Below are 22948 nucleotides of genomic sequence, written 5' to 3' on the forward strand. Positions count from 1 at the left end.
TCACGGCGCGTGCGCAGCAGCACGATAGGTGACCAGGAACCCGGCCGTCGCCTCGGACTTTGACCGGCGCAGAGCCACCGCAACATCGTTGAGCGGACGCATGGTCCGCGTCGATGCGGTTGCAGGGGCAACAGCAATGGCCTGTGATGCCTGGCTGGCCGACAGGTCGAGCCGATCGGTGGCGGCATATGCCTGTGCGAGGTAGCCGCGCCAGAGCCCTTCGTCGAGCGCCGAACCAATCGGCTGGGCTCCCAGAACGTGCTCGTATTGGGCGGCGGCGCCGGCCGGGTCACCGAGCACCAGCCGGCAATATGCCTCGTGAGCAGCGACGTAGCCAAGCGTGCAGTGGCCCGACAGGTTCAGCTCGTCCGAAGGGAGCGTCGTCTTCGCGGCCAGGCGATATGCCTGCTGGATCTTTCCACGACTGCCGGACTCGTCGCCGGCGTGGGCGAGACCCTGGGCCTCGCGGATCACGCTCAGAGCCTGCGTCCCGGGCGGCAAGGCCGGTTGCGTCTGTGCCCGACGAGCCAGGGCGATTGCGGTAGCTGGGTCACCGCCCTCGATGGCTTGCTGGCTGCGACGCATCAGCATGTAGCCCGCCGCGGCGGGTGCATCGGCGTCGCTGGCGAGCCGCTCTGCCAAGTCGAGCCATCGGGCACCGCCGCCGAGCGGTCGGGTGTTGTCGTGGATCCAGCTCAGGAACTCCGCCCACAGCGCCTCGACAACCATCAGGTCGGGCGCCGGACTACCCAATCCGGCCGTGCGCAGCCGAGCCATTACCTGTAGTTGGCCACGCACGATCGGCTCTGCTCGAACGAGTGCATGATCGTCGGTGGCGGTGGTCAGCATCGCCAGCATCTGCTGCCAGGAGTTCACGGCGTCGTTCAGCGACCCGCTCACGACCAGCGGGTCCGTCGGTTCGCCGACGTCCGCCGCTGGACTGTCGGCCTGCGCAGGCGTCGGGGACTCATCGGCTGACGCCAAGGCCACCAGCAGGGCACCTTGCGCATCGAGGGCGGTGTCGCAGGACTCGACCAGCATCCGGGTGGGACGGCGGACCGCCTTCTCCACCTTGCCAATCAGGTCACCGCTGACGTGCACCAGCCGGCCCAGAGCATCCTGCGACAAACCACGCCGAACGCGCCACGACCGTAGCTCGCTTCCGAATTGGTCCAACCCCGAGCGATGTGGAGTAAGCTGTCTGGGCCGCTGTGCCATGGCAACTCCCGTCCACGCCAGCAGAGTAGTCGACCGATTACTTTTCGGGCACGCAATAATTACGCGCAATATGACCCGCACATTTCACTCCTGCGCGCAGGGACGCCGACACTGTCCGTAAGGGACTTTCTAGGACGGATCGGCCCTGATAGAAACGTCCCTATGGGTCCCCGTCCAGACGGCGTGAGCTGATGGCCAACGAGCGCCTGCGCAGCGCGCTGGCCGCCCGCGGTCTCACTCCTGCCGGATGCGCGGAGTCGCTGGGCGTCGACGCCAAGACCGTCGAGCGCTGGGTGACCCGGGAGCGCTTGCCGCATCGGCCGCATCGTCTTGCCGCCGCCAAGTTGCTGGGCGTGGAGGAGACCTATCTGTGGCCGTCCCTCGTTGACGACCACCGTGTCGCCTCGGCCGGCCGCGCGGAACTGGTCGAGTTCTACCCGTCGCGGTCGCTGGTGCCCGCGGACATCTGGCGGGCGTTGATCGAGCAGGCGGAGCAGCACTTGGACGTCCTCGTCTATGCGGGCCTGTTTTTGCCCGAGATCCAGGACATCGGTAGGTTCGCCGACCGCGCCAACCGTGGCTGTCGGGTGCGGCTCCTGCTGGGCAGTCCGCATGCTGCGGCCGTCCGGGCCCGTGGCGAGGAGGAGGGTTTCGCCGATGGCATCGCCCACCGCATCCTGCTGAGCCTGAAGTACTACCAGGCGATCGTCGCGGTTCCCGGCATTGAGTTACGGCTCCACGACACGACGCTGTACGCGTCGATATTTCGGGCTGATGACACCATGCTCGTGAACACGCACGTGTACGGCGCACCGGCGGCGCAGAATCCGGTACTGCACCTACGCCGGATACCGACCGGGCGGGTCGTTGAGCACTATCAGGCAAGCTTCGACGCGGTATGGAGCCGCGCCATACCGGCCACGGACATCGACCAGTTGATCACCGACTTCAACCAGCGGAGGTAGGCGCCTTGGCCCGCAGAGACTACTTCGACGACCCAAACGCTCCCGCCGCCAACTCCGTCGTAGCGTCCGTGGTGGCGGCGGTCCGCAACGAAGCCGGCGAACTGCTCATGATCCACCGAACCGACAACGACCGATGGGCACTCCCAGGAGGAGGACACGACATCGGCGAATCGATCGCCGAAACCGTCGTCCGCGAGGTCCGCGAAGAGACCGGCATCGACGTCGAGGTCACCGGCTTGACGGGAATCTACACCGACCCCAGGTTCGTGATGGCCTACGACGACGGCGAGGTCCGGCAGCAGTTCTCGATCTGCTTCACCGCCCGCCCGGTCAGCGGCGCACCGAGGACGTCGAGTGAGTCGCGCGAAGTCAAGTGGGTCAAACCAGAACAGCTCGACGACCTCGACATTTTGCCCGCCATGCGGCTCCGCATCGACCACGCCCTTGCCGGCCTTCCGCAGCCCTATATCGGCTGAGTACAAGGGACGTTCGACGCTCCTGTGGGACGTCGGCAAAGATCCTCGCCGTGCGGCACCACCGTCACCTGCGTGTTCACTAGCCTCTGTCTTGTGGAGGATCTCGTCGTAGCGGCAGCCGCCCTCGCCCAACAGCACCTGGACATCCCAGAACTCGGCAGCCGCTGGCGGCATGTCCAAGCCGTCGGCGCCCGAGCCGACGACCTCACCCACGCAATCAACCTCGCAGACCGTACCGTGATAGTCGCCGCGGCCTGGCTCCACGATCTTGGCTACGCACCGGACCTCGTCGACACCGGCATGCACGCCATCGACGGCGCCCGGCACCTGCAACGGTGTGGATATCCCCGACGCGTCATCGCCCTGGTGGCCCATCACAGCGGCAGTCGTTTCGAAGCCGCCGAACGCGGTCTGACGGAAGCCCTGGCCGAGTTTCCGTACGAAGACGGCATGGCATCCGACGTGCTTGCAACAGCCGATCTGACCGCTGGGCCGCAAGGCCAGCCGATGACCTTCGACGCAAGGCTCGATGAGATCTTGCACCGCTACCCTCCCCACACGCCGGTCCACAAGGCGATGCGTCGGGCACGACCAGAACTCGCGGCACAGATCCGGAGAGTCGCTGAATCTCTGCAGCAGGTGGACGTCGTAGCAGCTGAGGATCGGGTATTCAAACGAGACCGCTGAGTTCGCCCGAAGGGACCAGAACCGCGCCCGCGTTCGCGGCATCCACGCCTCGGTAGAACAGGCGGGTGGCCATGTACCCGACGTAGGACGGGTCGACTTCGTCCATGGGCGGCGCATGGGCATTGACCGTCAGTGGTCCCGGGCCTTGAGCGTCGCAGTCGGCTGCGCAGGTGCCAGTGGCTGGCGCAGCGGCGACGGCCTGCCCGGAGAACACGAGCGTGGTGTGCAGGCCGCGGTCGATGTCGCCGCCGGGGAACGACGGGAACAGGATGGGGTAGCGCTCGTCCTTGGCTGGGATCGGCGCAGGGCGCCGGCGGTGCCGGGCCGATCGATCCTGCGGCGCCCGTGCGACGCGGATCGACGTCACCCGCATGCGGACATAAAGATTGTCCGCATGCGGATGTTTGTTCCACGACATTCTCCTGGGTCAATTGATAGACCGCGGATGGATGGCAAGCAAGCGCAGTGCACGCTCGGGGGATCCTCTTGTCGATTGGTCCTCGGAGTGGGTGCTATCACTCGCAAGAACCGACATGATTGGGCATAACACCCATCGTGTGATCAACTCGGGTCGGCTTGTCACACCCGGTCTTTATCCTCGTGCTTGAGGTCGATCGATATGGAGGTGGTCGGGTGCCGAGCCAGCCCCGGTTGTGGTGGCAAGACATTGACCCGGTGGTGTGGCGATGCTTCGGACAACCGGAAGATCTCGCTCGGGAACGCAACACAGCGTTGCTTGCCGCGTTGGAGGAGCTGTCCACTCGTGCGCCAATGTCGACGCTGGCCGACATCGTGGCGCAGGTTCGCGCCGTGGGTTACCGCGACAAGCTGACCGATCTGGAGGTTCGCGACACACTCGATCAGTTGACGAGGGCGCGGCTGGTCGAGCCTTTCCGCGACTACGCCGCGCTGAGCGCAGGACTTGATGCTGTCGTGCGTCGACAGGAGGCGTGGGCGCTCACCCGGGTCGGGCGAGTCGTGGTGGCGGCGGTGCGGTCAGCGGTGCTGGACGCACACCGGGCGCTGCAGTTGCCGACCCGGCTGCTGGACAACGTCGAGCGAACCATCCGGGCGTTGCTCGAGCATCTCGGCCGTGATCGGGGGCTGCTGCCGGGCGACCTCAGCGACGTCGGAACCCGCATCGAGGAGATGCACCGCGTGACCGCCGACTTCTACGCGGCATTGGCGCAGATGGTGCAGTCGGACGTGACGGATGACGAGTTGTTCGGCGACAACCGGGATCGGGTGATCGAGGCGCTGCGGCAGTTCCCGCGCGAGTACGGGCGGGCACTGCGGCGTGTCGAGGAGGCGCTGGTCGACCTGGCGAATGCAGGTCACCGGCCGCTGGTGGAAGCGGCGGTGATGCATGCCGGATTGATCGACGCTCGGGATCAGCAGCATTGGGTGGACGAACGAGTCCGGCGGCTGGGCGACCTGGCGGCGTGGTTCGCGCCGGACGGCTCCGTGCAGCGGTTGATCGCGTCGGCGACTGGCGCCGTACACACACTTCTGGTGGCCATCGACCGCCGCTACACCGCGCTTCGCCGCGGTAGTGATCTGAGCGCGGATTTCCGTGAGCTGGCCTACAGCCTGCATGCCCAACCTAGCGACGAGGATGCCCGTCGTGTGTACGCGGCTGCGTTCGGCAACTGGCCGTCCTGGCACGCCGTGGTGAGCACGATGGACGAGGATGTCGCGTACGCCAGTGCCGCCGCTGCGGGCCGGACCCGGCACGCCGTTGACGTGACCCTGCGTGAACATGAGCGGTCCGGGCAGCAGTCGGGTCGACCGCGCAAGGTGCCTGACGCCAGCGAAGACCGGGCAAAGGCAGTGGCTGAGGCAATAGCGGCGGCTGCCCGTCGACGCCGGTTCGCGACGTTGCTACGCACCGATGGCGAAGTGACATTGGCGCACTTCGGCGGGCTGGACAGCGCGGCTGCCGCGATCTTGTTCGCGGCGATCGAGGTCGCGTTGGAACGATTCGACGAGACCGCCGGCTTCGGGGAAGCCCACGCCGAGGGCGCCGATGTGGTAGTGCGGGTACGGCCGGGCGAGCCTGGTGTGCGGGTAACCGTAGGGCTTGCGGAAGGTGAGTTGACGGGGCCGGACCTGCGCGTGACTGTGACGCCGACGAGTCAGACCGACCAGGTCGTGCCGGCCGAGCCGATGACCGTCGGTGAGGCAGCTGTATGAGTGGCAGCACGTTGGACCCGGAGCTCGCCGAGGCCGCCCGGCATCTGACGGTGGTGTGCCGGCTCAGCGCCGCCGAAGATCCCACTCGATATCGGACGCTGCTGAACGGCCGCCGGGAACTCGCCGTGTTCTTCCGCGACGAACTCGGCTGGACGCTGGTCATCAACGAGATCGCCGGCGTTGTTCGCCTGCACAAACGCCGCGACGATCCGCCGGCCGATCGTGGGCCGTACGTCACGCGCGACAGCCGGCCCGGCCCGCTCGCTGGAACCGGCGTTCTGGTGCTGGTGTCGTTGGTGTGCGAACAGCTGTGGCGGCGTCCACGCATCAGCCTGCGGGAGCTCGTGCAGGCGATCGCCCAGGTGAGCGCCGCCGCGGCCGTTGAGGGACGGCTGCCGGCGTTCCGGATCGTGGCTACCGACGGCGTCAGTAAACGGCAGGCTCAGAGCGCGCGCCAGAACCTGTCTGATGCGCTGAAACTCCTCGTTGCCGAGGGTGAGATCACGGTCGACGCGGATGTTGACCGGGCTCTGGCCGACGACACCGCCGACTGTGTGATCACCGCCAACCGCGACAGCTTGGCGACGAAGTTCGCGTCGTTGTCACCGACCTTGCTCGGGCTCGCCGCCCGGCCCGTACAGGAGCACGCCGTCGCGCTGACCGTGACCTCGCTGCCCGATGCGACCCCGGCCGCCGCCGCGGAACATCGTGCCAGTGTGGACGGCCGTCGGTTGGCAGCGCTCCGGCGCGTGGTCGACGATCCCGGCGTCGACCCCACGGACGACCCAGCGCCGATGGGGTACCTGCTGACCTTGTCCGGCCGGGAGAAGGCACTCACCGTTGCCGCCGAACTTGGGCTGGTCACCACCGTACGCCGCGACTGGTGGGAGATCACCAATCCAGGCGGCGCCGGCACCAGTATGGACTTCCCGCAGGGCAGGCGCACCGCTCGGCAGGCCGCCCTGGCACTGCTCGCCGAACTCCCTCGGCGGCCACAGCCGGAGGCGGAACTGCCGCTGGCCGAGATCGAGGCCATGATCGCCGCCGTTCGCCAGGAGCTGCCGCGATGGGGCTCGTCGTACACGGGAAAGCTGGCCCTGCTGGCACACGCAGCTGCGGCGGACCTGGTTGCCGCGGGGCTGCTCATCCCGGCCGACACCCCCGATTGCTGGCTGCCGACGCCTGGCATCCACCTGTGGCGGGTCCACGTGCGCCACGGTGAGCCACCACCGCCAGCGACTGGGCGTGCGGCCAGCTCAGCGATGTGGGTGGCCGACACCCTTGACCTGTTCGACCCGGTTCAACAGGAGGAACTGCCGTGACCGTCCTGCCCCAGCAACTCAAGCAGAGTCCCGGCATGACGACGTCCGCTGACGAGCCGGATCCGGCGGTCCTCGGCGTCCCCGCGGCGGTCGGTCGATGGCAGCCCACCCGGGCGGGCGCGGTCAACTCGTGGGCATGGGCCGACGAAACACTGCTGTTCGCTGACGGATGGCTCGCCTTGGCCGGTCCCAACGGTTCTGGCAAGTCGTTGACAGCTTCAATGCTGGTGACCCTGCTGCTGGACGCGAACTGGGCGCCGAAGGCGCTGTCGGTGTCCGGCGAGGCGGCCGGCACCCTGGCTGATCGGCACACCAACCGGAACCCTCGCGAGGACCGTACCGGCGCATGGTGGCTGGAGTACGGCCGCCGCGCCGCCGACAGCAGCACGGTCGAGTACCTCACCACAGGGGTGTGGCTACGGTCTGCCGGCGGCGACTTGCACCGGGCGTTCTTTGTCGTCCCCGCCCGGGTCGGCGTCGAGCTGTCGTTACAGGCCGACCGCGACCCGGTGTCCATCGAGGACCTCGCGGCGCAACTTGCCACGCACGGCGGCCGCCTGTTCACCGACTCGCAGCGCCTGAGCCGAGCCGCAGGTCACCACCTGACTGTGGGCAAGGAGGACGGCTACAGATCGGAGGTCCGCACCGCGCTGTTTGCTCCGTTGGACGAGGTCCAGTTCGAGGCGTTGCTCGGGGTGCTTCGCAGCTTGCGTAGTGTGCGAACGGCCGAGGCGATCTCTCCGAACGAGATGCGGCGAGTGCTGACCGAGGCGTTGCCCGCGCTCGACCCGGTGCGACTCGCCGTCATCGCGGAGGCCATGGAACGTATCTCGGACCTCGAAAGCCAGTTGAACCGCAGCCGAGAAGAGGTACGGCTACTGGAACGGGCCGAACAGGCGTACCGCCGCTACGTCACCACGGTGACGCAGACCGAGGCCGCGAGCCTCATCGCGGCTGACACCGGCCTCGACGGCCAAACCCGGAAGACCCGCAAGGCCGACACCGATCTCGCCACCGCCACGGCGGCCGTACAGACGGCGAATGTACGCCGAGGAGAACTCCGCGAAGAGTTCACGAAGCTCGAAGGACAACTGGCCGCGGCAGACGCCGAACTGCGGAAACACGCCGGTGCCGACCTTCCCCATCTGGAACGGCGACTTAACGACCTGCAAGGGCTCCACCAACGCGAAGCCGACCGGGCTGCCAAGTTGCGCCAAACCGCGGACCGGACCACCGGCAAGAACGCTGCAGCGACCCAGTTTGCGCAGGCCGCCCAGCGTCACCTTGCAGACCTCACGACTCAGCTGCAGGCCGCCGGTACCCGCATCGGTGCCGACGCGGTCCTTGATCAGCTGCTGCAGGCGGCGACGGTGTTGGCGGAAGCCGATTCCGACACCGATACCGACCAGGTCAACACGGCGCAGCTGGCCAGCACCCCAATCGGCTGGACCGAGATGCGCGGCGAGCAGATCCAGCTGGTCGAAGGCGCGCTGCACGTCCACGTAGAGGCCCAGGGCGAGCAGTTGGCGGCAGCAGCCGAACTGCGCCGTGTCGAGGACGAGCAGGAGAGCCGGGAAGACAGCCACGCATTGGCGGTCACCGCTCGACAAGGCACCGAGCAGCAGCTCCGCGCCGACGTGTCCCGATGGGAGCAGGGCCGCATCGAGCTGCCCGAACTGCCTACTGCCCTGGTCGACGATGCGGAGCGCGTCGAAGTGGACCAGCTTGTGCTGTGGCTGACCAGCGCTGCGCAGACGACTTCACGGCGCATCGACGTGGTCGGGCGTCAGCAGGCAGTGGCGGTCGCCACCGCCGGTGAGAAGACAGCCGCAGCTGCCCTACAGAAGGCAACCGCTGCCCAGAATACGGCCGAGGCCGAGGCCGAGGCAGCCGCCGAGGCGTTGCAACGAGCCGAGGTAGCAGCTGCCGAGGAGCTGGCGGCCGCCCAGGCGGACCGGACCGACGCCGCAGCCGCTCATGAACAGGCGGTCGCCGCGGCCCAGCAGGTCACCACTACGGCGCGGGAAGAACTTGAGGCGGCCACCGCGGACGCCACCCGAACCGCTGCCGCATGGGCGGCGGAGGTCGCCGCCTGGCGCACCGGCCTGGTGCAGCTGTCGGCTGATGCGGTGCCGTTGCCCGGCAATCCCGATCTCATCGACCTGCCGGCCGTAGCGCTGGCCGTGGAGCGGGCCCACGCCGCAGCGGACACGAACCTCCGGCTACGGATTCCTGCCGCGGACCGTCTGGTCGAAGACGCCAACACGACGGTCGACGCCTTGATGAACGAACTCACGGACGCCGAGCGGGAGGCACCAGTACCAGCTGCACCGCCGTGGCGGCCGTCCCGCGCCGACCTCAACGCCGCGCCGCTGTGGTCACTGGTGGACTTCCAACCACACGTCACCGCTGAACAGGCCAACCGCATTGAGGGAGCGCTGCTGGTCAGCGGCCTTCTCGATGCGCTGGTCGATCAGGATGGCACCGCCGCTGCTGGCGACCTGACCATCACAGCCGAACGCCCCGCGAGCGGCCGTAGCCTGGCCGATGTCCTCATGGTCGAGGCCGACCCTGCCGTGCCGGCTGACCGCCTCATGTCCCTACTCCGCGCTGTGAGCATCGACGATCTAGGCGGCGACATCGCCAGCGGCCTGCTGCAGGTCGATGCGCTCACCGCGCTCGCCCCGCCCGACTACGAGGCGGCGTTCATCGGCCGCACCGCACGGGAACGGGCACGGCTGGCACGCGTAGCAACTCTGCAGGCGGACCTCGACCAGGCCCGAGCCGCACTGGACGCAGCCCGCCAAGCCCGCGCCGATCTCGACGCCGATCTCGCAACGGCCAACGCGGAACGCGACCGCTTCCCGCCCACCGCCGACCTGCGTACCGCCCGCGAACGGGCAGCGGAATGCCGCCTCGGGCTCAGCACCGCAGAACGGCAGACCAGCGAGCAGATCGCCGGCGCCGAACTCGCCCTGGCCCGCCGGCTGGCCGACATCACGACAGCCGAAACGGCTGCTACGGCGCGGCTACGCGAGGCGCAGCGGATCGCCGACGACAAAGCCGCAGTGGCCGTCGGGTGCCGCGAAGCCCGTGAGCAGACTGACGACGAACACGCCACAGCCCTGCACGTACTCGCCAGCACGACCGCCGAGCTCGAGCAGGCCGAGGCCGCCCAGCAGCAGGCAGAGCGTGAACAAGCAGCGTTCCCCGACCTGGACTCGGTACGGACAGCGCAACGCGACGAAGACCTGGCCGCGCACGACGTCGCCCTCGCGCGGGTCGCCTTGCAGGAGGCCACGACACGACACGGCACCGCTACGAGCGAGGTCCAACGCGCGTTGCGGAAGCTCAACACCGCGGCCACGCTGCCCGACGGCATGATGCTGCCCACTGCCGCCGCTCCGCTGCGCACCCTGCGCACGGCTGTGACCGAGCTCGGCCAGGACCTCCGGACCTGGCAGAACGCGGCGGGCAGGACCATCGATCTGCTGCGACAGTGGCACGACGCGTCGGAAACAGCCGACACCGCTGCCGACGACGCCGCAGCGGCCGAAGGTGACGCCGAAAAGGCTCGGCTGGCCGCCGCGAAGCTCCAGGCACAGGTCGAGCAGATGCGACAGCTGCACGGCGCCGACTACGAGCTCCTGCGAACCACACGCGCCCGCCTTGAACGGCTGCAGACCGCGAACCGCGACGAAGACGAGCAGGTCCTGGCCAGCCGACAGGAGGCCAGCAATGATGCGGCCCGGGCACAAACGGTACTCGACGAGCTCGCACCCCAGCGGCTGGAGGCCGAACGTCACCGCGACCACTGCCTGCGCCGCCTCGGCCTGCTGATCACCCACAGCCTGGCCGCGGTGCCCCAGGATCTCCCGACCGACGAGGACGGGCGACCCGCCCACATCACGGCCGCCATCACCTGGTCACGACGCATCCTGACCGAGGAAACGGGCACCGACCGGCTCGCCGCGCTCATCGACGCCCGCACACGGGCGCTGAGCAACCTCGAAGCCACCATCCGAGCGGCGAACCAAGCGCTGGCAAGGTTCGACCAGCAGGTCGACATCACCACCTTGGACGGTACCGACTGGCGGCGGGTCACACTCGCAGCCACGAACGCCGCAGTCGGCGAGGACCTGCTGCAGGCTGTCGCTAACCTACGCGCCGTGACCGGCCGCCTGGAAGACGACCTCCGGGGGGACGTCAAGGCGACGCTAAAGACGTCGATGTTCACCGAGCTGCGCCGCGACATCCAAAGCCGACGCGAACTCGCGCAGGAACTGGTCCGGCAGATCCGCGCGACCCTAGCCGGCGTACGAACCGGAGTCGAACGCGTCGGCGTCGAAGTCGACTGGGCGATCCGCCAAGACCCAGACGCGAAACGCATGATCGAACTGCTTACCGCCCCGCCATCCGACGAGACCTTCAACCAGATGTACGAGGTCCTGAGAAAACGAATGGACGACGCGAGCACCGAAGCGTGGGCTGACCGCGTCGCACACACCTTCGACTACCGATCCTGGCACGAATGGAACATCAGCATCACCCACCGCAGCTTCAGCACCGACAGCGCAGAGGTCTTCCGACCCGTCAACGCCCGATCCAACCCGCTGAAGTCACTGAGCACCGGAGAATCGCGCCTCGCCACCATGCTGCCGCTGCTGGCCGCGGCCTGGTCCATGTACGCAGGCGACGACTACGACGGGCCACACCTGCTGTCCATCGACGAAATCGACGCGGCGTTTGACGAGCCCAATCTCCGCCAGATCTTCGCGCTGCTACGCAGCTGGAACTTCGATGTCCTCGCAACCACGCCCACCATGACACCCATGATCAAACGCGAGGTACAGCAGGTCGTCGTCCACCAACTGATCACCACCGGCCGGAACCGAGTCACCGTGCCGTGGCTATGGCGTGGCCGGGGAGCGCCGGAGCCACTGACTTTCGACTTCTCGCCCGCTGCGAATCCCGACCCGCAGGCCGGGTGACGAGATGACCACCGACGTCCATCACCTTGCCGACGACCCCGACCTCGCCCCGCTGTGGCATGCCATTCACCGGCGCCTGTGTGCCGGCGAATCCGCGGAGACGATCAACACGGTCCGAGTCGCTCAGCTGTCCCGCACCGGCGTTTCCATGCTGCGAACCTGGCTGGACACCACGACGTCCCGCCGCCGCCGATCCGCGGTGAGTGTCACCGCAGCAGGGACTGTCGTGCCGCTGCGTGAACTCCTCCAGGTCCTCCGTATTGACTGCCAGGCACTGCCGTACCTCGTCGAGCGCGCCACTGGCGAGCAGATCGTCAACCGCAGCCTCGCCAACCGCGCGTCCATCGCCCTGCGCGAGCAGCTCTGGGAGTACGCCGCACGGCGGTTACCCCAGGTCCCGCGCCTCGTCGCACGCCTTCGAGCCGCCGGTCTCAGCGACGACGACACAGACATGCGCCGCACCATCGACGCGCTCGCAGACGCACTCGCCCTCGTGCCGGCGATACCACCCATGCCCTTGGCCAAACTCGCCCACGACACGACACGAAATCCACACTTCTTCGACCTCGGCACCACCTCCGGCGCGCGCCTGGTCGCTGCCATCGCGGAGCTCACCAACCGCGCCGAACCCACCCGACCCGACCTTGTCCGGGAACTCCTCGCCGGCGTCGGCATCCTCGCCGACCGGCTCTCCGCCACCGTCCTGCTGCTCAACGTCGACGCCATCGGCGACGGCCCGATCGACGAACGCCTGCGCACCTCGGCCCTGCCTGTTGCGCTCACCCTGCTCGACCTCATCGCCACCCCACCAACCCTCGCCGCCGTACCACTGACCGTCGTCGAGAACCCCTCCGTGCTGGAAATCGCCCTCATCCGGCAGAGCCGGATCTCGCTGGCGTGCACCAGCGGTCAGCTGAGGGCCGTCGACCACGTCCTCCTGCAGCTGGCCAACCGCTGTGGCGTGCCCTTGCGGTACGCCGGCGACGTCGACAACGCAGGAATACAGATCGCTGAAACGGTCGCACAGCTCTACCAAGCCGAACTCATAGCCATGGACGCCACGACCGTCGCGGCAGCCCTTAACGCGCCAGTCATCAACTCCGCAGCTGCCGACTGGCCCGGCCCCGATGCCTCTGTCTTCCAGGAACACGATGCCGTCCTGGCCCGGATCCTTGAGGGCGGGTGATTGTCAACCGCCAAAGCCGCTGCAGGAAAAGGCGGGCGTTGGTGCCATCGACAACCTTTGTGGGGCATGAGTAACTTCCCAGGGTCGGGACCTCGATCGTGGCCGGTGCCTGGCCGGACACCAGGCATCGACGGCGATCAACGGCGCTCCTGTAGCGACAAGATGGGCCCCACGCGGATGCTAACTCAGCTCAACTGCCGAATCGTCAAGGTAGTGCGCCACCCGCGACGAGGATCGACCGCCGCGGCCGCGCGTGCCTCCTCGGCGGTCATGCCGGGCACGGCGCAGAAGACCCGCGCGCCGGTCGCGGCGAGCGCGATGCACAGGCGGCGGTTGATCGTGGTGATCCCACCGCGCGGAGAACCAGTCGGTGTCCAGTGCCAGCACGGACAGCCGGCGCGGCGCGAGGCCATCGGCGTTCATGGCATCCGACGCTACTGGCGGCGCGGCACCGTCCAGAGCATGGGCTATCACAGGCCTCGGTTAGGCCCAGCGTGAGAGCAGATCGCCCCACAGACGTCGAGCGGTCCCGGCACGTTCGTCACTCTCAGGTGGTCGAATCCGCGTCGTTGTGACGTGCACGAGCGTTATCCGTGGCTGCGTGCACCCCGTCTGCGGGGTTGGTGTGCGTTCTACTGGCGGGCACCCGATCATGAGTGCCGTGTACGAACGGTGAACGGCCAATGAAGTGAGGTCCGCACTCCGATTGGCGGCTGTCTCCGGGGTTGCATCCGATGAACGGTCGGAATTCGGCACAGAGGGCATCGTGACACCGCGACTACGGTAACGCGCGGGTTCAACTGGACTGAGCGTCAGTGGCCATTGGCACTGCGACAGCTAGCACGCCCGATCGGCCCGGTGCGAGTTCGTTGTCGGACCTAAATTGCCAGTACACCTCACCGCCAAGCAGATCCATGGCCTGCGCCCGTCGGTTCTCGGCCTCCTCCTGCCATCCCCGCCGGGCAGTAGCCGCATCGGCGTAGGGGACACCGCCCGCGTGGCAGAGCCTTACTCCCTGAAGGAATTCATGGAGCGTCATCGCACCTGGGATCTTCTCGAACTCGCGTGCCGGGATGAGATACCGGGCGCCGCGCGGGAAGCGATACGTGACGATGAATGTGACGAGGGAGATCAGGTCAACCACGTAAGCCCAGTCGGCGAAGGGCCCGTGGACGCCAGGCCCGTGGACGCATTGTCGTCCGGTCCGGCAGTGGCTCGCTGCAGGTACGGGCGCGACTGCGGCGAGCGTCGCAGTCGTGGTCGCGGCGGCCCAGGGAGGTGCCGGCAGGATGTAGTAGACGGGTGCGCCCACGACATGGACGTATCGGATGAGCTGCGGCAGATCTATCGTGACCTTGTGTTCGGTCGGGGTCTGTGCCCAAGGCTCGGTTGCCTTGTTTTCGAGGATGAAGCATTTGGCCCGGCCCAACTGGAAGGCGGTATCCCAGTTGTCGGATCCACGCTGAGTAGGTGCCCAGAGTTGTGCGTCGGGGAAGCGTACGAGTACATCTGCTGCTACCCAGCAGTCGACGGTGTGTTCGGGCAGACTTCGGCGCGTATTCGACGGTGAGGGCACAGAACGATACTAGACGCGCAAAGCCGGAGGAGAATGTATGGATGAAGTGGATGCCGATGTCATCGTCCAAGTTGGCGCATTTCGTGTGCCACGTGGACAAGCGCTCACCGCAGCGCGTTCCTACCTAAACCCGGCCACTGGCGTCTATTCCGCATATCCGGCATACGAGGCGTACCGGCCGGACCACGATCCCGATCGGCTGGCTGACAGCGACCTTCTAGCACCGGTGTTGTTGAACGTCAGCCACCTCTCACTGAAGGCCTACTACGGCCTTCGGGACAGATGTGGCGAGCTCAACCAGTTGCTGAGGACGATCAGCCAGGATGCCCGGCTCGAGCACTCTGACGACGATGGCCTGAACAAGCTCGGCGCACTGTTTTCCGTGCTGGACGGTAACGGCTTGCCCGGGGTCGGTGGATCCATCCTCGCAAAGATCCTGCACCGTAAGCGTCCAGGCTTCATCCCTCTATATGACGACAATATCCGGTACTGCTATCGGGACGCGCCTGGGGCGCCGATCCCACGCGACACGAAGCGCTGCTGGGCAGCGTTCGCAGTGCTGCTGGGTAGGGCGATACGACAAGACCTGAACGCTCAATTGGATACGTGGCAGGACATCAGCGGGTACGCGCCAGGACCCGCCATCACGCCTCTGCGCGCGTTGGACATCGTCGCTTGGCATGCTGGACGGCTCGCAAGCCGGCGCTGGTGATACCAGCATGAGATCAGCGCGCCTCGGCCATGACGAACGGACGTCCTCAGGTTTGTTGCCGCGCTCCGTGGCGCGGCTGAGATACCGCACGCAGAAACGCCGAGCAGCAAGGCGTGAGCGTTGCCTCCGATTCACGACGCGTTGCGCTGGCAGCCACCGATCCGCGCCTAGGGTCGGGCCTGCGCCCGCCCCAGTTGCCCGGTTGCCGGGCCGACCCCCTATCGGCCCGGCAACCTCAAGACCCGAAGGCGCTGACGGTTTCTAGATGCCGGCGCGCGGCGCGCAGGGTCCGGTGTCCTAGGAATGAACTCCGGCCTCGTGGCGGTGGGTCAGACGCAGTAGCCGAAGTCCCATTTGCGGTAGACGCCTTGGAGGTACACCTGCATGCCGACGCACGCCTGAGCGATGCCGTTGACCGTCGGGGTGAAGTGGTTGCCGCTGCCGTCGTAACCGATCCAGGTCGTCTGCGACGGCCGGTCCCAGTTCCACGCCGAGAGCTCGCCGTGGAACGGGTGGGTGAAGATGATGCGTGCCCAGTTCATCTTGCAGGTGGGACTCCAGCGCAACTGGATCCAGCCGACCTCGGTCTGGCTGCCGCTGAAGTCGGGCGCGAAGATCTGCAGGCCCCAGACGGTGCCGTCGTTGTTCGCGTCCGAGATCCAGACTCCGTCGGGGCGTACCGTTCCCGGGTTGGCGCAGTTCGCCGGGTTCTGGCCGGCGCACGACTGGTCACTGGAGTTGGCGCACACCGTGGAACTTGCCGCCGCCGGTCCAGCGGTCAGCGTCAGGCCGCCGACCATGATGACGATCATTGCGGTGGCGAGCGACAGTGCGGTGTGTAGCTGGCGTTTGCCCATTGGTCCCCCTCAGGAGGCTCGGCCGGGCGAGGTGCCCGGCGCTGCCTTGACGATCGGTCGCAGCTTGACCGTCGGGCGAGGGTTGCGAAGACGTCCGTACAGACCCGTACGCGGCTGCTACCCCGGGCACGGGTCGCGGTAGGGGATTGCCGGCAGGTACTGCTGCCACTCCGCCTGGGTGATCGGTTCACTGCCGGCCTGGCACAGGGCCGAGCGAGCCCCGTCGTCGGTCACCCGCCAGAGCGACACGCTATCGTCGCCTGTGCCGGCGGCAATCACCCGGCCGTCGGGGTTGAAGGCGATCGTGAAGACGGCGCCGGGCGCGGTTAGGGTCGCGGCGCGGGTGAAGGTTGGGCCGGAGCCGCGGGTCCACAGCCGGACCGTGCCGTCGGTGCTGCCCGCGGCCAGGGTGCGGCCGTCGGGGCTGAACGCGACCGCGTAGATATAGTTCGTCGGGCCGGTCAGCGCCGCACCGGCGGCACGCAGTCGTGTCCGGTCACGCACGTCGAAGAGTTGCACGGTCTTGTCTGCGCTACCGACTGCGACAGTGTCGCCGTCGGGGCTGAACGCAAGCGCGTACGCGTACGTACCGGAGACCCGGGTGGCGCTATCGAGGCGCACCGGGCTTGTGCCACGCACGTCCCAAAGGTAGAGGTTGCGGTCGGCGCTCGCCGCGCCGAGACGGTCGCCCGACGGGCTGAACGCCAGGTTCAGCACCAGGTTCGTCGGCTGGCGGAGGGTGGCCCGCAGCCGTGGGGCTTCCGGCCGCGTGAGGTCCCACAGCCACACCGCGTGGTCGTCGCCACCGATAGCAAGCTGCCGTTCATCGGGGCTAAACGCGACCGCCTCCACCTGCGCGGTCGGGCCGGTCAGCGTTGTCAGCTGTTGTGGGGCGGCCGGGGCGCGGATGTCCCAGAGCGCCGTGCTCCCGTCGGACGTGCCGGCCGCGAGCAGGTGCCCCGACCGGCTGACGGCGGCCGCGCCCGAGAGGCTGTTGCCTCGCACCGGTGGTCCGGCGGAGCGGGGATGGGCAGGATCGCGGGCATCCCAAAGGGTGACCTCGCCGGCGCCCGCGGTGGTCGACTCGGCGTTGACGGCCAGCCGGCTGGCGGCGTCGAACGCGACGGTGAAGACCTGATTGCTCGTCGGGCCGATTATCCCGCCGGGCAGTGACCAGGTCCGCGCGTACCCGTCCGCCGAGCCGGTCAGGACAATGTCGGCGGACAGGTACATCAAACCTGTCACTGGGCTGGGGTGCGGCAGGGTCCGTACCTGCTGCCCGTCCGCCACGGTCCAGACGCGGGCGGACCCGTCCGCGCCAGTCGCGGCGACCTGGGCGCCATCGGGGTTGAACGTGACCGCGTTCGCGAAGCTGGTGAAGCCGTGCAACGCGACTACCGGCCGCGCTGGGTGCCACAGGTAGACAGTTCGGTCGCTGGACGCGGCAGCCACCATACTGCTGCGGTCATCAACGGCGATACCGTTTACCAGCCCGGTGGGGCCGGTCAGGTCGGGGCCGTCGACCGCGGTCGCGTCAGCCCGCCAGACGCGCACCGTGTGCTCGGGCGTGCCCGCCAGCAACCGGCCGTCGGCTGCGTACACCACGGCGTGCACGTCGCCGGCCGGGTTATTGGGCAGGTCGGGCAGCGCGGCCGGGACTGCCGGGTCGCTGATCTCCCAGCGACGCAAGCCGTGGCCGGCCGTGGCCGCGACCAGTGTTCGGCCGTCGGGGCTCAGGGCGAGACCGTAGACCGACGTCGCGTCCACCAGTATGGTCGCCACTTGCTGAGGTGTCGCCGAGAGCCTCCACAGGGTCACCTCGCCGGTCTTGCCGCCCACGGCGAGCAGCCGCCCGTCGTGGCTGGTGGTGAGGGCGAAGACGCTGCCGTTCAGCGCCGTGACCGAGGCGCCGCCGGACAGTGCGCCGCCGGAAGCGACGTGCCATAACCGGATGCCGCCTTCGTTATCGCCGGTGACCGCCAGCCCCGTGGCGGGGTTGGCGGTGATGGCGACCGTGCCCTGCGAGGCGCGAAACCGGGCGACGGCCGGGTCGGCGGTGAGGCCGTAGAGGATCGAGCGGGCCTCGGGGGTGGGGCTGACCCGGTACGCTGCGAGGGCGAGCTGCCGGGCGAGCGCCGGATCGGTGTCGCGCAATCGGTCGGCGTCGTCGGCCACCTGCCGGGACACCGCTGTGTCGCGCACGTTGTCGGCGACGTGCCGCTGTACGAACGCGAACACGGTGGACGCAGTCGAGACGACCAGCAGCACCGCCATCGTTACGAGCAGACGGGCCTGCAGGCGGGCGCGGCGGCGGGCGGTCTGCCGTTCGGTGGCGTCGAGGGCGACGCTCGCGTCCAGAAAGGCGCGCTCGACGAGGTTGAGATCGGCCGCCCGAGCCGGGTTCGTGGCCCACTCGCGCGCCAACTCCAGGTTCGTACCGCGCAGCAGTCCGTCGCCGTTGCGACCGGTGTCCTCCCACGAGCGCGCGGCATCGCGCAGCCGGTGGTACACCCGCAGGCTGGCGCGGTCGGCCTCAATCCAGTCGCGCAGCCGCGGCCAAGCCTGCACGAGCGCCTCATGCGTGATCCGAACGCCGTCGGCGTCGCCGGTGACCAGGCGGGCTTCGATGAAGCGGTCGAGCACAGCATCACGTGCCTCGTCGTCGGCGTCCACACCAGTGCGAAGATCTTCGACGCGGACCTGCCTGCGGGTCTCGGCCATGCCCTCGGGGGCGTGGACCAACTGGACGAACAGCCGACGGGCGAGCTGGCGTTGTGCGGAGTCGAGGCCGGCGACCACTTCCTCGGCACTCTGGGCGACGGCGCCGCGCAGCCCGCCGCTGTCGCGGTAGTCGGCGATGGTCAGGCGGCGCCGATGCCCCCGCAACCAGGCGGTCCGCAGCACGTGGGACAGCAGCGGGAGGGTGCCCGCCTCGGCCGGGGCCAGGTCGCGCAGGATCAGGTCGACAAGGCCCTCTTCGACGTCGACCTGGGCCCGTTTCGCTGGCTCCGTGATCACCCGCCGCAGCTGTGGCTCGGCAAGCGGGCCAACCAGTAGCTGGGCGTCCTGCAGGGCCGTGACGAGGCCCGGGCGCGCAGCGGCGTGAGCGTAGAAGTCGGCGCGCATGCCGAGCACGATTCTGATGTCGGCGGCCACCTCTGTCAGCGTGGCGATGAACGCGTCGCCGTCGGCGGCGGCGAAGACCTCCTCGAACTGGTCCACTACGACGACCGCGGGGTGGCCGGCCAGCGCCTCGGCGAGCGCGACCGTCGGCGTGGCGCCCGGAGTGAGCAGGACCGTCGGGCGCGGCGGTGGGTCGTCGGCGAGCGCCGCGAGCAGCCCGGCCCGCAGGAGCGAGGATTTGCCCGATCCCGACGCGCCAACGACGAACAACAGTCCAGTGCCGGTGCCGGCGCGCTGGACCAGCGCGCGGGTCAGCTCCTCACGGCCGAAGAACCAGTCGCGGTCGGCGACCTGGTAACTCTCCAAACCGCGAAACGGCGCGGGTGCATCGGCGGGTCGCGGTCCAGGCGCCCGTCGCGCCCGGCCGACCGCGGCCACCCAACGATCAAGGTCAGTTTTTTGGTGGACACCGCAGGCGTCCAGTATCCGTACGAGCACCTCAGTCTGTCCGCTGCTGGGCAGATGCCGGCCGCTGCAGTAGCCGCCAACAGTGGAATGGCGCAGGTTGGTGGCGTCGGCGAGGTCGCGAACTGTCAACCCGGCGGCCTCCCGGAGCCGGGTCAACGCCTCGGCGAACTCGGCGCGGGTGTGGATGTGATCCGGATCATCACTCGTCGGAGCATTCATCACGGCAAATCATGCGCGAAGACACTCAAAGAAATCAATCAGATACGTTCAGTAGCCTAAATTGGCGTACGGCCTTGTCCGGGCATCTGCCGCTCCGCTCGACCCATGCGTCGACGGTCGAGACAGTCGACGCACGACGGTCGACGAAGGGGCGGATTGTGGACGAGATGGTTCTCCGGGCGCAACAGTGGGTCAACCGCACCTACGCGGGCGTCTCCGGGTACAACGCGTGCACCGAGAACGGGTACACCGGCTGGGGGACGATGTTTGCGCTGACCCGGGCGCTGCAACACGAGCTCGGGATCACCGCGCTCTCGGACAATTTCGGGCCCACAACACTGGCCCGGCTGACAGCGTACGGCCCGGTCGGGCCCAGTTCATCCAACCTGAACATGCGCACGATCGTGGAGGCGGCGCTCTACTGCAAGGGTTACTACGGCGGCGACATCGACGGCGCCTTCGGCGCGTCCACGCAGGGCGGACTCACCACCATGCTGCAGGACATGGGTGTGCCACCAGCGCCGTTTCCCTCGTTCGGTGTGATGCCCAAGGTCTTCAAGGCCCTGCTCACCATGGATGCGTACGTGCTGCTGTACGGCGGAGACGCCGGCATCCGGGCCTGCCAGCAATGGCTCAACGGCGCCTACTACAACCGTGCCGAATTCTTCATCGGGCCGTGCGACGGATACTTCTCCCGCAGCGTGCAGACTGCCCTCGTGCTGGCCATTCAGTATCAGCTCGGCATGTCTGACGACGTGGTAACCGGCGCTGTCGGCCCCGGCACCCGAGGTGGTCTGCAGAGCCAGGCCTACGTGACCCAAAGCTCGTCGCACGCTGCCTGGATCAGACTCTTCCAGTGTGCGGTGCAGTTCAACGGGCGCGACCCCGACTGGGGGCATGCGGGCACGTTCACCGCGACCCTGGCCAGCCAGGTGCGGTCGTTCCAGAACTTCTGCGCGCTGCCCGGCACCGGAGCGGGCGACTACCAGACCTGGATGTCGTTGCTGGTGTCCACCGGTGACCCCAACCGAATCGGCACCGCCTTCGACTGCATGTACCCGCTCAACAGCACCACGATCCAGACCGTGAAGGCGGCCGGATACCGCATCGTCGGCCGCTACCTCACCGGCGGCACGAACAAGGTGCTCACCAACTCCGAGATCGCCCTAATTAACGACAACGGGCTCTCATTTTTCCCGATCTACCAGGAATTCGGCGACTCAGTCGCCTACTTCGACCACGATCAGGGGCACGCCGCTGGCGTCGCGGCGTGCGCCGCCGCGCGTGGCCTCGGCATTCCGCAGGGCACCGTGCTGTATGTATCAGTCGACTTCGATGCAATCGACGAAGAGATCACCAGCAATGTCATACCTCACTTCCAAGGAATCAGGGACGCGGTGGCAGCCGACGGCGGCTACTACGCGATCGGCGTGTACGGCTGCCGCAACACCTGCTCGCGGCTCGCCGCGGAGGGTCTAACCACGCGCAGCTTCGTCAGCGGCATGTCAACCGGCTACAGCGGCAACCTCGGCTTCGCACTGCCCGACAACTGGGCGTTCGACCAGATCGCGAACCGGATCCTGGCACCCAACACCTCGGGCAGCATCGAGATCGACAACGACATGGTCTCCGGCCGCGACCTGGGCGTGAACAGCGTGACTCGCCCGCGCGACCCGAACGACGGGTTCTACACGCTACTGCACTGGCTCGAGGCCCGCGCCCAGCAGTGGCGCGATCAAGGCCACCTCGACCGCAGCGGGCCGGAGCTCGTGGCAGAGTACTTCCAGAACCAGAACCCCGCCTACGGCGAGCCCGGCTCTGGCCAGGTCTTCGGCGACACCGACCACGGGTTCCTCGACTTCGTCGCGTCATACCCCGGCATGCCCGACACTAGGCCGTGTCTCGTGGATCTGTGGCGAGGTCGCGGAGCCAGATTTTGATGGTGGCGATGTCGATGGCGGCCAGGTACATGAAGGCTCTCTTGTCGTAGCGGGTGGCCACGGCGCGGAACTGTTTGAGCTTGCTGACCGCGCGTTCGACGGTGTTGCGCTGCTTGTAGCGCTCGGCGTCGAATGCTGGCGGCCGTCCACCGGCGGCACCGCGTTTGCGGCGGTTGGCCTGTTGGTCGGCGCGTTCGGGGATGGTCGCGGCGATGCGGCGGTGGCGTAGGTCGGCGCGGATCGCGCGGATGGAGTAGGCCTTGTCGCCCAGGATCCGGGTGGGCCGGGTTCTGGGCCGGCCGCGGCGGCGGGGGATGCGGATACCGGCCATCACCGCGGGGTAGCCGATGCGGTCGTGGCGTTGCCCGGCGGTGATGGTGCGGCTGACGGGTCGGCTGCGGCGGTCGGCGGCCAGGTGCAGCTTGGTGCTAAACCCGCCCCGGGAGCGGCCCAGGGCTTCGGGTTCAGTCGCCTGTTCGGGGATGGTCGCCGTTACGGTTTTGACCGGTCGGCCGGTGGCTGGTGCCGGGCGCCGGCCGCGTGCTGGTGGGCGCGGACGACGGAGCTGTCCACGCCGAGGGTCCAGTCATCGCCGTCGTCGAGGTCGGCGTCCAGACGCAGCCGTTCGGCGATGCGCTGCCAGGTGCCGTCCAGAGCCCAGCGGCGTTTGCGCTGGTAGATGGTCTTCCAGTTGCCGAAACGGGCGGGCAGGTCCCGCCACGGGATACCGGTGCGTTCGCGGAACAGGATGCCGCTGATCACGGTGCGGTGGTCCCGCCACCGCCCGCCACGCGGCGGGTCAGCGGGCAGCAGCGGGCGTAGCAGGTCCCATTCGGCGTCGGTGAGTTCGAATCGGGCAGTCATGGCTTCGGAGTAACAAACCGGACGCCATAGATCATCCCAAGATCCAAGAGACAGGCCCTAGGTGACTGGTGCTAAACGCGGGCTGATTGGTGACGCCGGTCAGCCCGCGTTTGTTGTTGGGGCGAGGTCGGGTTCGGGAGGTGCGCGCGGA

General features: G+C 68.0%; 16 protein-coding genes and 1 pseudogene. 9 read left to right on the plus strand and 8 right to left on the minus strand.

Annotated elements, in window-relative coordinates; genetic code table 11:
- Positions 1-1218, minus strand: coding sequence for a helix-turn-helix transcriptional regulator (locus AB0M46_RS34940; protein ID WP_363343202.1), 1218 nt, complete (start codon positions 1216-1218; stop codon positions 1-3).
- Positions 1219-1409: 191 nt separating this feature from the next.
- On the opposite strand from AB0M46_RS34940, the gene AB0M46_RS34945 reads away from it, so the two are divergent.
- From AB0M46_RS34945 to AB0M46_RS34955, 3 genes are all read left to right on the plus strand, one after another.
- The gene (locus AB0M46_RS34945) at positions 1410-2183 is read left to right on the plus strand and encodes an XRE family transcriptional regulator (RefSeq protein WP_363343204.1); all 774 of its coding nucleotides are present in this window, start codon (positions 1410-1412) and stop codon (positions 2181-2183) included.
- A 5-nt stretch (positions 2184-2188) separates the two neighbouring features.
- Positions 2189-2659, plus strand: coding sequence for an NUDIX domain-containing protein (locus tag AB0M46_RS34950; protein ID WP_363343206.1), 471 nt, complete (start codon positions 2189-2191; stop codon positions 2657-2659).
- A gap of 93 nt (positions 2660-2752) precedes the next feature.
- Positions 2753-3346 carry an HDIG domain-containing metalloprotein gene (locus AB0M46_RS34955; protein WP_363343208.1) on the plus strand — a complete coding sequence of 198 codons (594 nt, stop codon included), beginning with the start codon at positions 2753-2755 and terminating at the stop codon, positions 3344-3346.
- Here AB0M46_RS34955 and AB0M46_RS34960 read toward each other — a convergent pair.
- Positions 3330-3764 (minus strand): hypothetical protein, encoded by a 435-nt coding sequence (locus tag AB0M46_RS34960; protein WP_363343210.1) that lies wholly within the window; start codon positions 3762-3764, stop codon positions 3330-3332. The two genes, AB0M46_RS34955 and AB0M46_RS34960, sit on opposite strands and share 17 nt — an antisense overlap.
- Positions 3765-3979: 215 nt before the next feature.
- On the opposite strand from AB0M46_RS34960, the gene AB0M46_RS34965 reads away from it, so the two are divergent.
- From AB0M46_RS34965 to AB0M46_RS34980, 4 genes are read left to right on the plus strand one after another with little or no spacing between them, the layout of a single operon-like run.
- On the plus strand, positions 3980-5539 hold the full coding sequence (locus AB0M46_RS34965; RefSeq protein ID WP_363343212.1) for a DUF2397 family protein: 1560 nt from the start codon (positions 3980-3982) through the stop codon (positions 5537-5539).
- A complete protein-coding gene (locus tag AB0M46_RS34970; protein ID WP_363343214.1) occupies positions 5536-6861 on the plus strand; it encodes a DUF2398 family protein in 1326 nt (441 codons plus the stop codon). The genes AB0M46_RS34965 and AB0M46_RS34970 overlap by 4 nt, the downstream gene beginning before the upstream one ends.
- Positions 6858-11852, plus strand: a complete 4995-nt coding sequence (locus tag AB0M46_RS34975) for an SbcC/MukB-like Walker B domain-containing protein (protein ID WP_363343216.1) — start codon at positions 6858-6860, stop codon at positions 11850-11852. The genes AB0M46_RS34970 and AB0M46_RS34975 overlap by 4 nt, the downstream gene beginning before the upstream one ends.
- A gap of 4 nt (positions 11853-11856) precedes the next feature.
- The gene (locus AB0M46_RS34980; RefSeq protein WP_363343218.1) at positions 11857-13038 is read left to right on the plus strand and encodes a TIGR02679 domain-containing protein; all 1182 of its coding nucleotides are present in this window, start codon (positions 11857-11859) and stop codon (positions 13036-13038) included.
- 185 nt (positions 13039-13223) lie between these two features.
- Here AB0M46_RS34980 and AB0M46_RS34985 read toward each other — a convergent pair whose 3' ends face one another.
- Entirely contained in the window at positions 13224-13451 is a 228-nt protein-coding gene (locus AB0M46_RS34985; RefSeq protein WP_363343220.1) for a hypothetical protein, read from the minus strand.
- 383 nt (positions 13452-13834) lie between these two features.
- On the minus strand, positions 13835-14467 hold the full coding sequence (locus AB0M46_RS34990) for a hypothetical protein (protein ID WP_363343223.1): 633 nt from the start codon (positions 14465-14467) through the stop codon (positions 13835-13837).
- 184 nt (positions 14468-14651) lie between these two features.
- Between AB0M46_RS34990 and AB0M46_RS34995 the strand changes: the two genes are divergently transcribed.
- Positions 14652-15326, plus strand: a complete 675-nt coding sequence (locus tag AB0M46_RS34995; protein WP_363343225.1) for a DUF6308 family protein — start codon at positions 14652-14654, stop codon at positions 15324-15326.
- A gap of 329 nt (positions 15327-15655) precedes the next feature.
- On the opposite strand, the gene AB0M46_RS35000 is transcribed toward AB0M46_RS34995, so the two are convergent.
- The 3 genes and pseudogenes from AB0M46_RS35000 to AB0M46_RS35010 all read right to left on the minus strand — a co-directional run.
- The gene (locus tag AB0M46_RS35000; RefSeq protein ID WP_363343227.1) at positions 15656-16183 is read right to left on the minus strand and encodes a hypothetical protein; all 528 of its coding nucleotides are present in this window, start codon (positions 16181-16183) and stop codon (positions 15656-15658) included.
- 117 nt (positions 16184-16300) lie between these two features.
- Complete coding sequence (locus tag AB0M46_RS35005; RefSeq protein WP_363343233.1) at positions 16301-19672, minus strand: hypothetical protein; 3372 nt, start codon at positions 19670-19672, stop codon at positions 16301-16303.
- Positions 19673-19822: 150 nt separating this feature from the next.
- Positions 19823-19993 (minus strand): annotated as a pseudogene (locus AB0M46_RS35010) (helix-turn-helix transcriptional regulator); the annotation flags it as partial.
- A 167-nt stretch (positions 19994-20160) separates the two neighbouring features.
- On the opposite strand from AB0M46_RS35010, the gene AB0M46_RS35015 reads away from it, so the two are divergent.
- Positions 20161-21933 carry a glycoside hydrolase domain-containing protein gene (locus AB0M46_RS35015; protein WP_363343235.1) on the plus strand — a complete coding sequence of 591 codons (1773 nt, stop codon included), beginning with the start codon at positions 20161-20163 and terminating at the stop codon, positions 21931-21933.
- On the opposite strand, the gene AB0M46_RS35020 is transcribed toward AB0M46_RS35015, so the two are convergent.
- Positions 21884-22797, minus strand: a protein-coding gene (locus AB0M46_RS35020; protein ID WP_363343229.1) for an IS5 family transposase whose coding sequence is annotated in 2 segments (ribosomal slippage) — positions 21884-22443 and positions 22443-22797 — 915 coding nt in all. Because the reading frame shifts where the segments join, the coding sequence is not laid out codon by codon here. The two genes, AB0M46_RS35015 and AB0M46_RS35020, sit on opposite strands and share 50 nt — an antisense overlap.
- Between the last annotated feature and the right edge of the window lie 151 nt (positions 22798-22948).

This window comes from Dactylosporangium sp. NPDC051485, from assembly GCF_040682015.1.
In the GTDB taxonomy this organism is placed as follows: domain Bacteria; phylum Actinomycetota; class Actinomycetes; order Mycobacteriales; family Micromonosporaceae; genus Dactylosporangium.

Coding starts and splice junctions, on each gene's coding strand:
- AB0M46_RS34980 (WP_363343218.1), top strand. CDS start 11,857: ATGACCACCGACGTCCATCACCTTGCCGACGACCCCGACCTCGCCCCG.
- AB0M46_RS35015 (WP_363343235.1), top strand. CDS start 20,161: ATGGTTCTCCGGGCGCAACAGTGGGTCAACCGCACCTACGCGGGCGTC.
- AB0M46_RS34970 (WP_363343214.1), top strand. CDS start 5,536: ATGAGTGGCAGCACGTTGGACCCGGAGCTCGCCGAGGCCGCCCGGCAT.
- AB0M46_RS34995 (WP_363343225.1), top strand. CDS start 14,652: ATGGATGAAGTGGATGCCGATGTCATCGTCCAAGTTGGCGCATTTCGT.
- AB0M46_RS34985 (WP_363343220.1), bottom strand. CDS start 13,451: ATGGCCTCGCGCCGCGCCGGCTGTCCGTGCTGGCACTGGACACCGACT.
- AB0M46_RS34960 (WP_363343210.1), bottom strand. CDS start 3,764: ATGTCGTGGAACAAACATCCGCATGCGGACAATCTTTATGTCCGCATG.
- AB0M46_RS34945 (WP_363343204.1), top strand. CDS start 1,410: ATGGCCAACGAGCGCCTGCGCAGCGCGCTGGCCGCCCGCGGTCTCACT.
- AB0M46_RS35000 (WP_363343227.1), bottom strand. CDS start 16,183: ATGGGCAAACGCCAGCTACACACCGCACTGTCGCTCGCCACCGCAATG.
- AB0M46_RS34940 (WP_363343202.1), bottom strand. CDS start 1,218: ATGGCACAGCGGCCCAGACAGCTTACTCCACATCGCTCGGGGTTGGAC.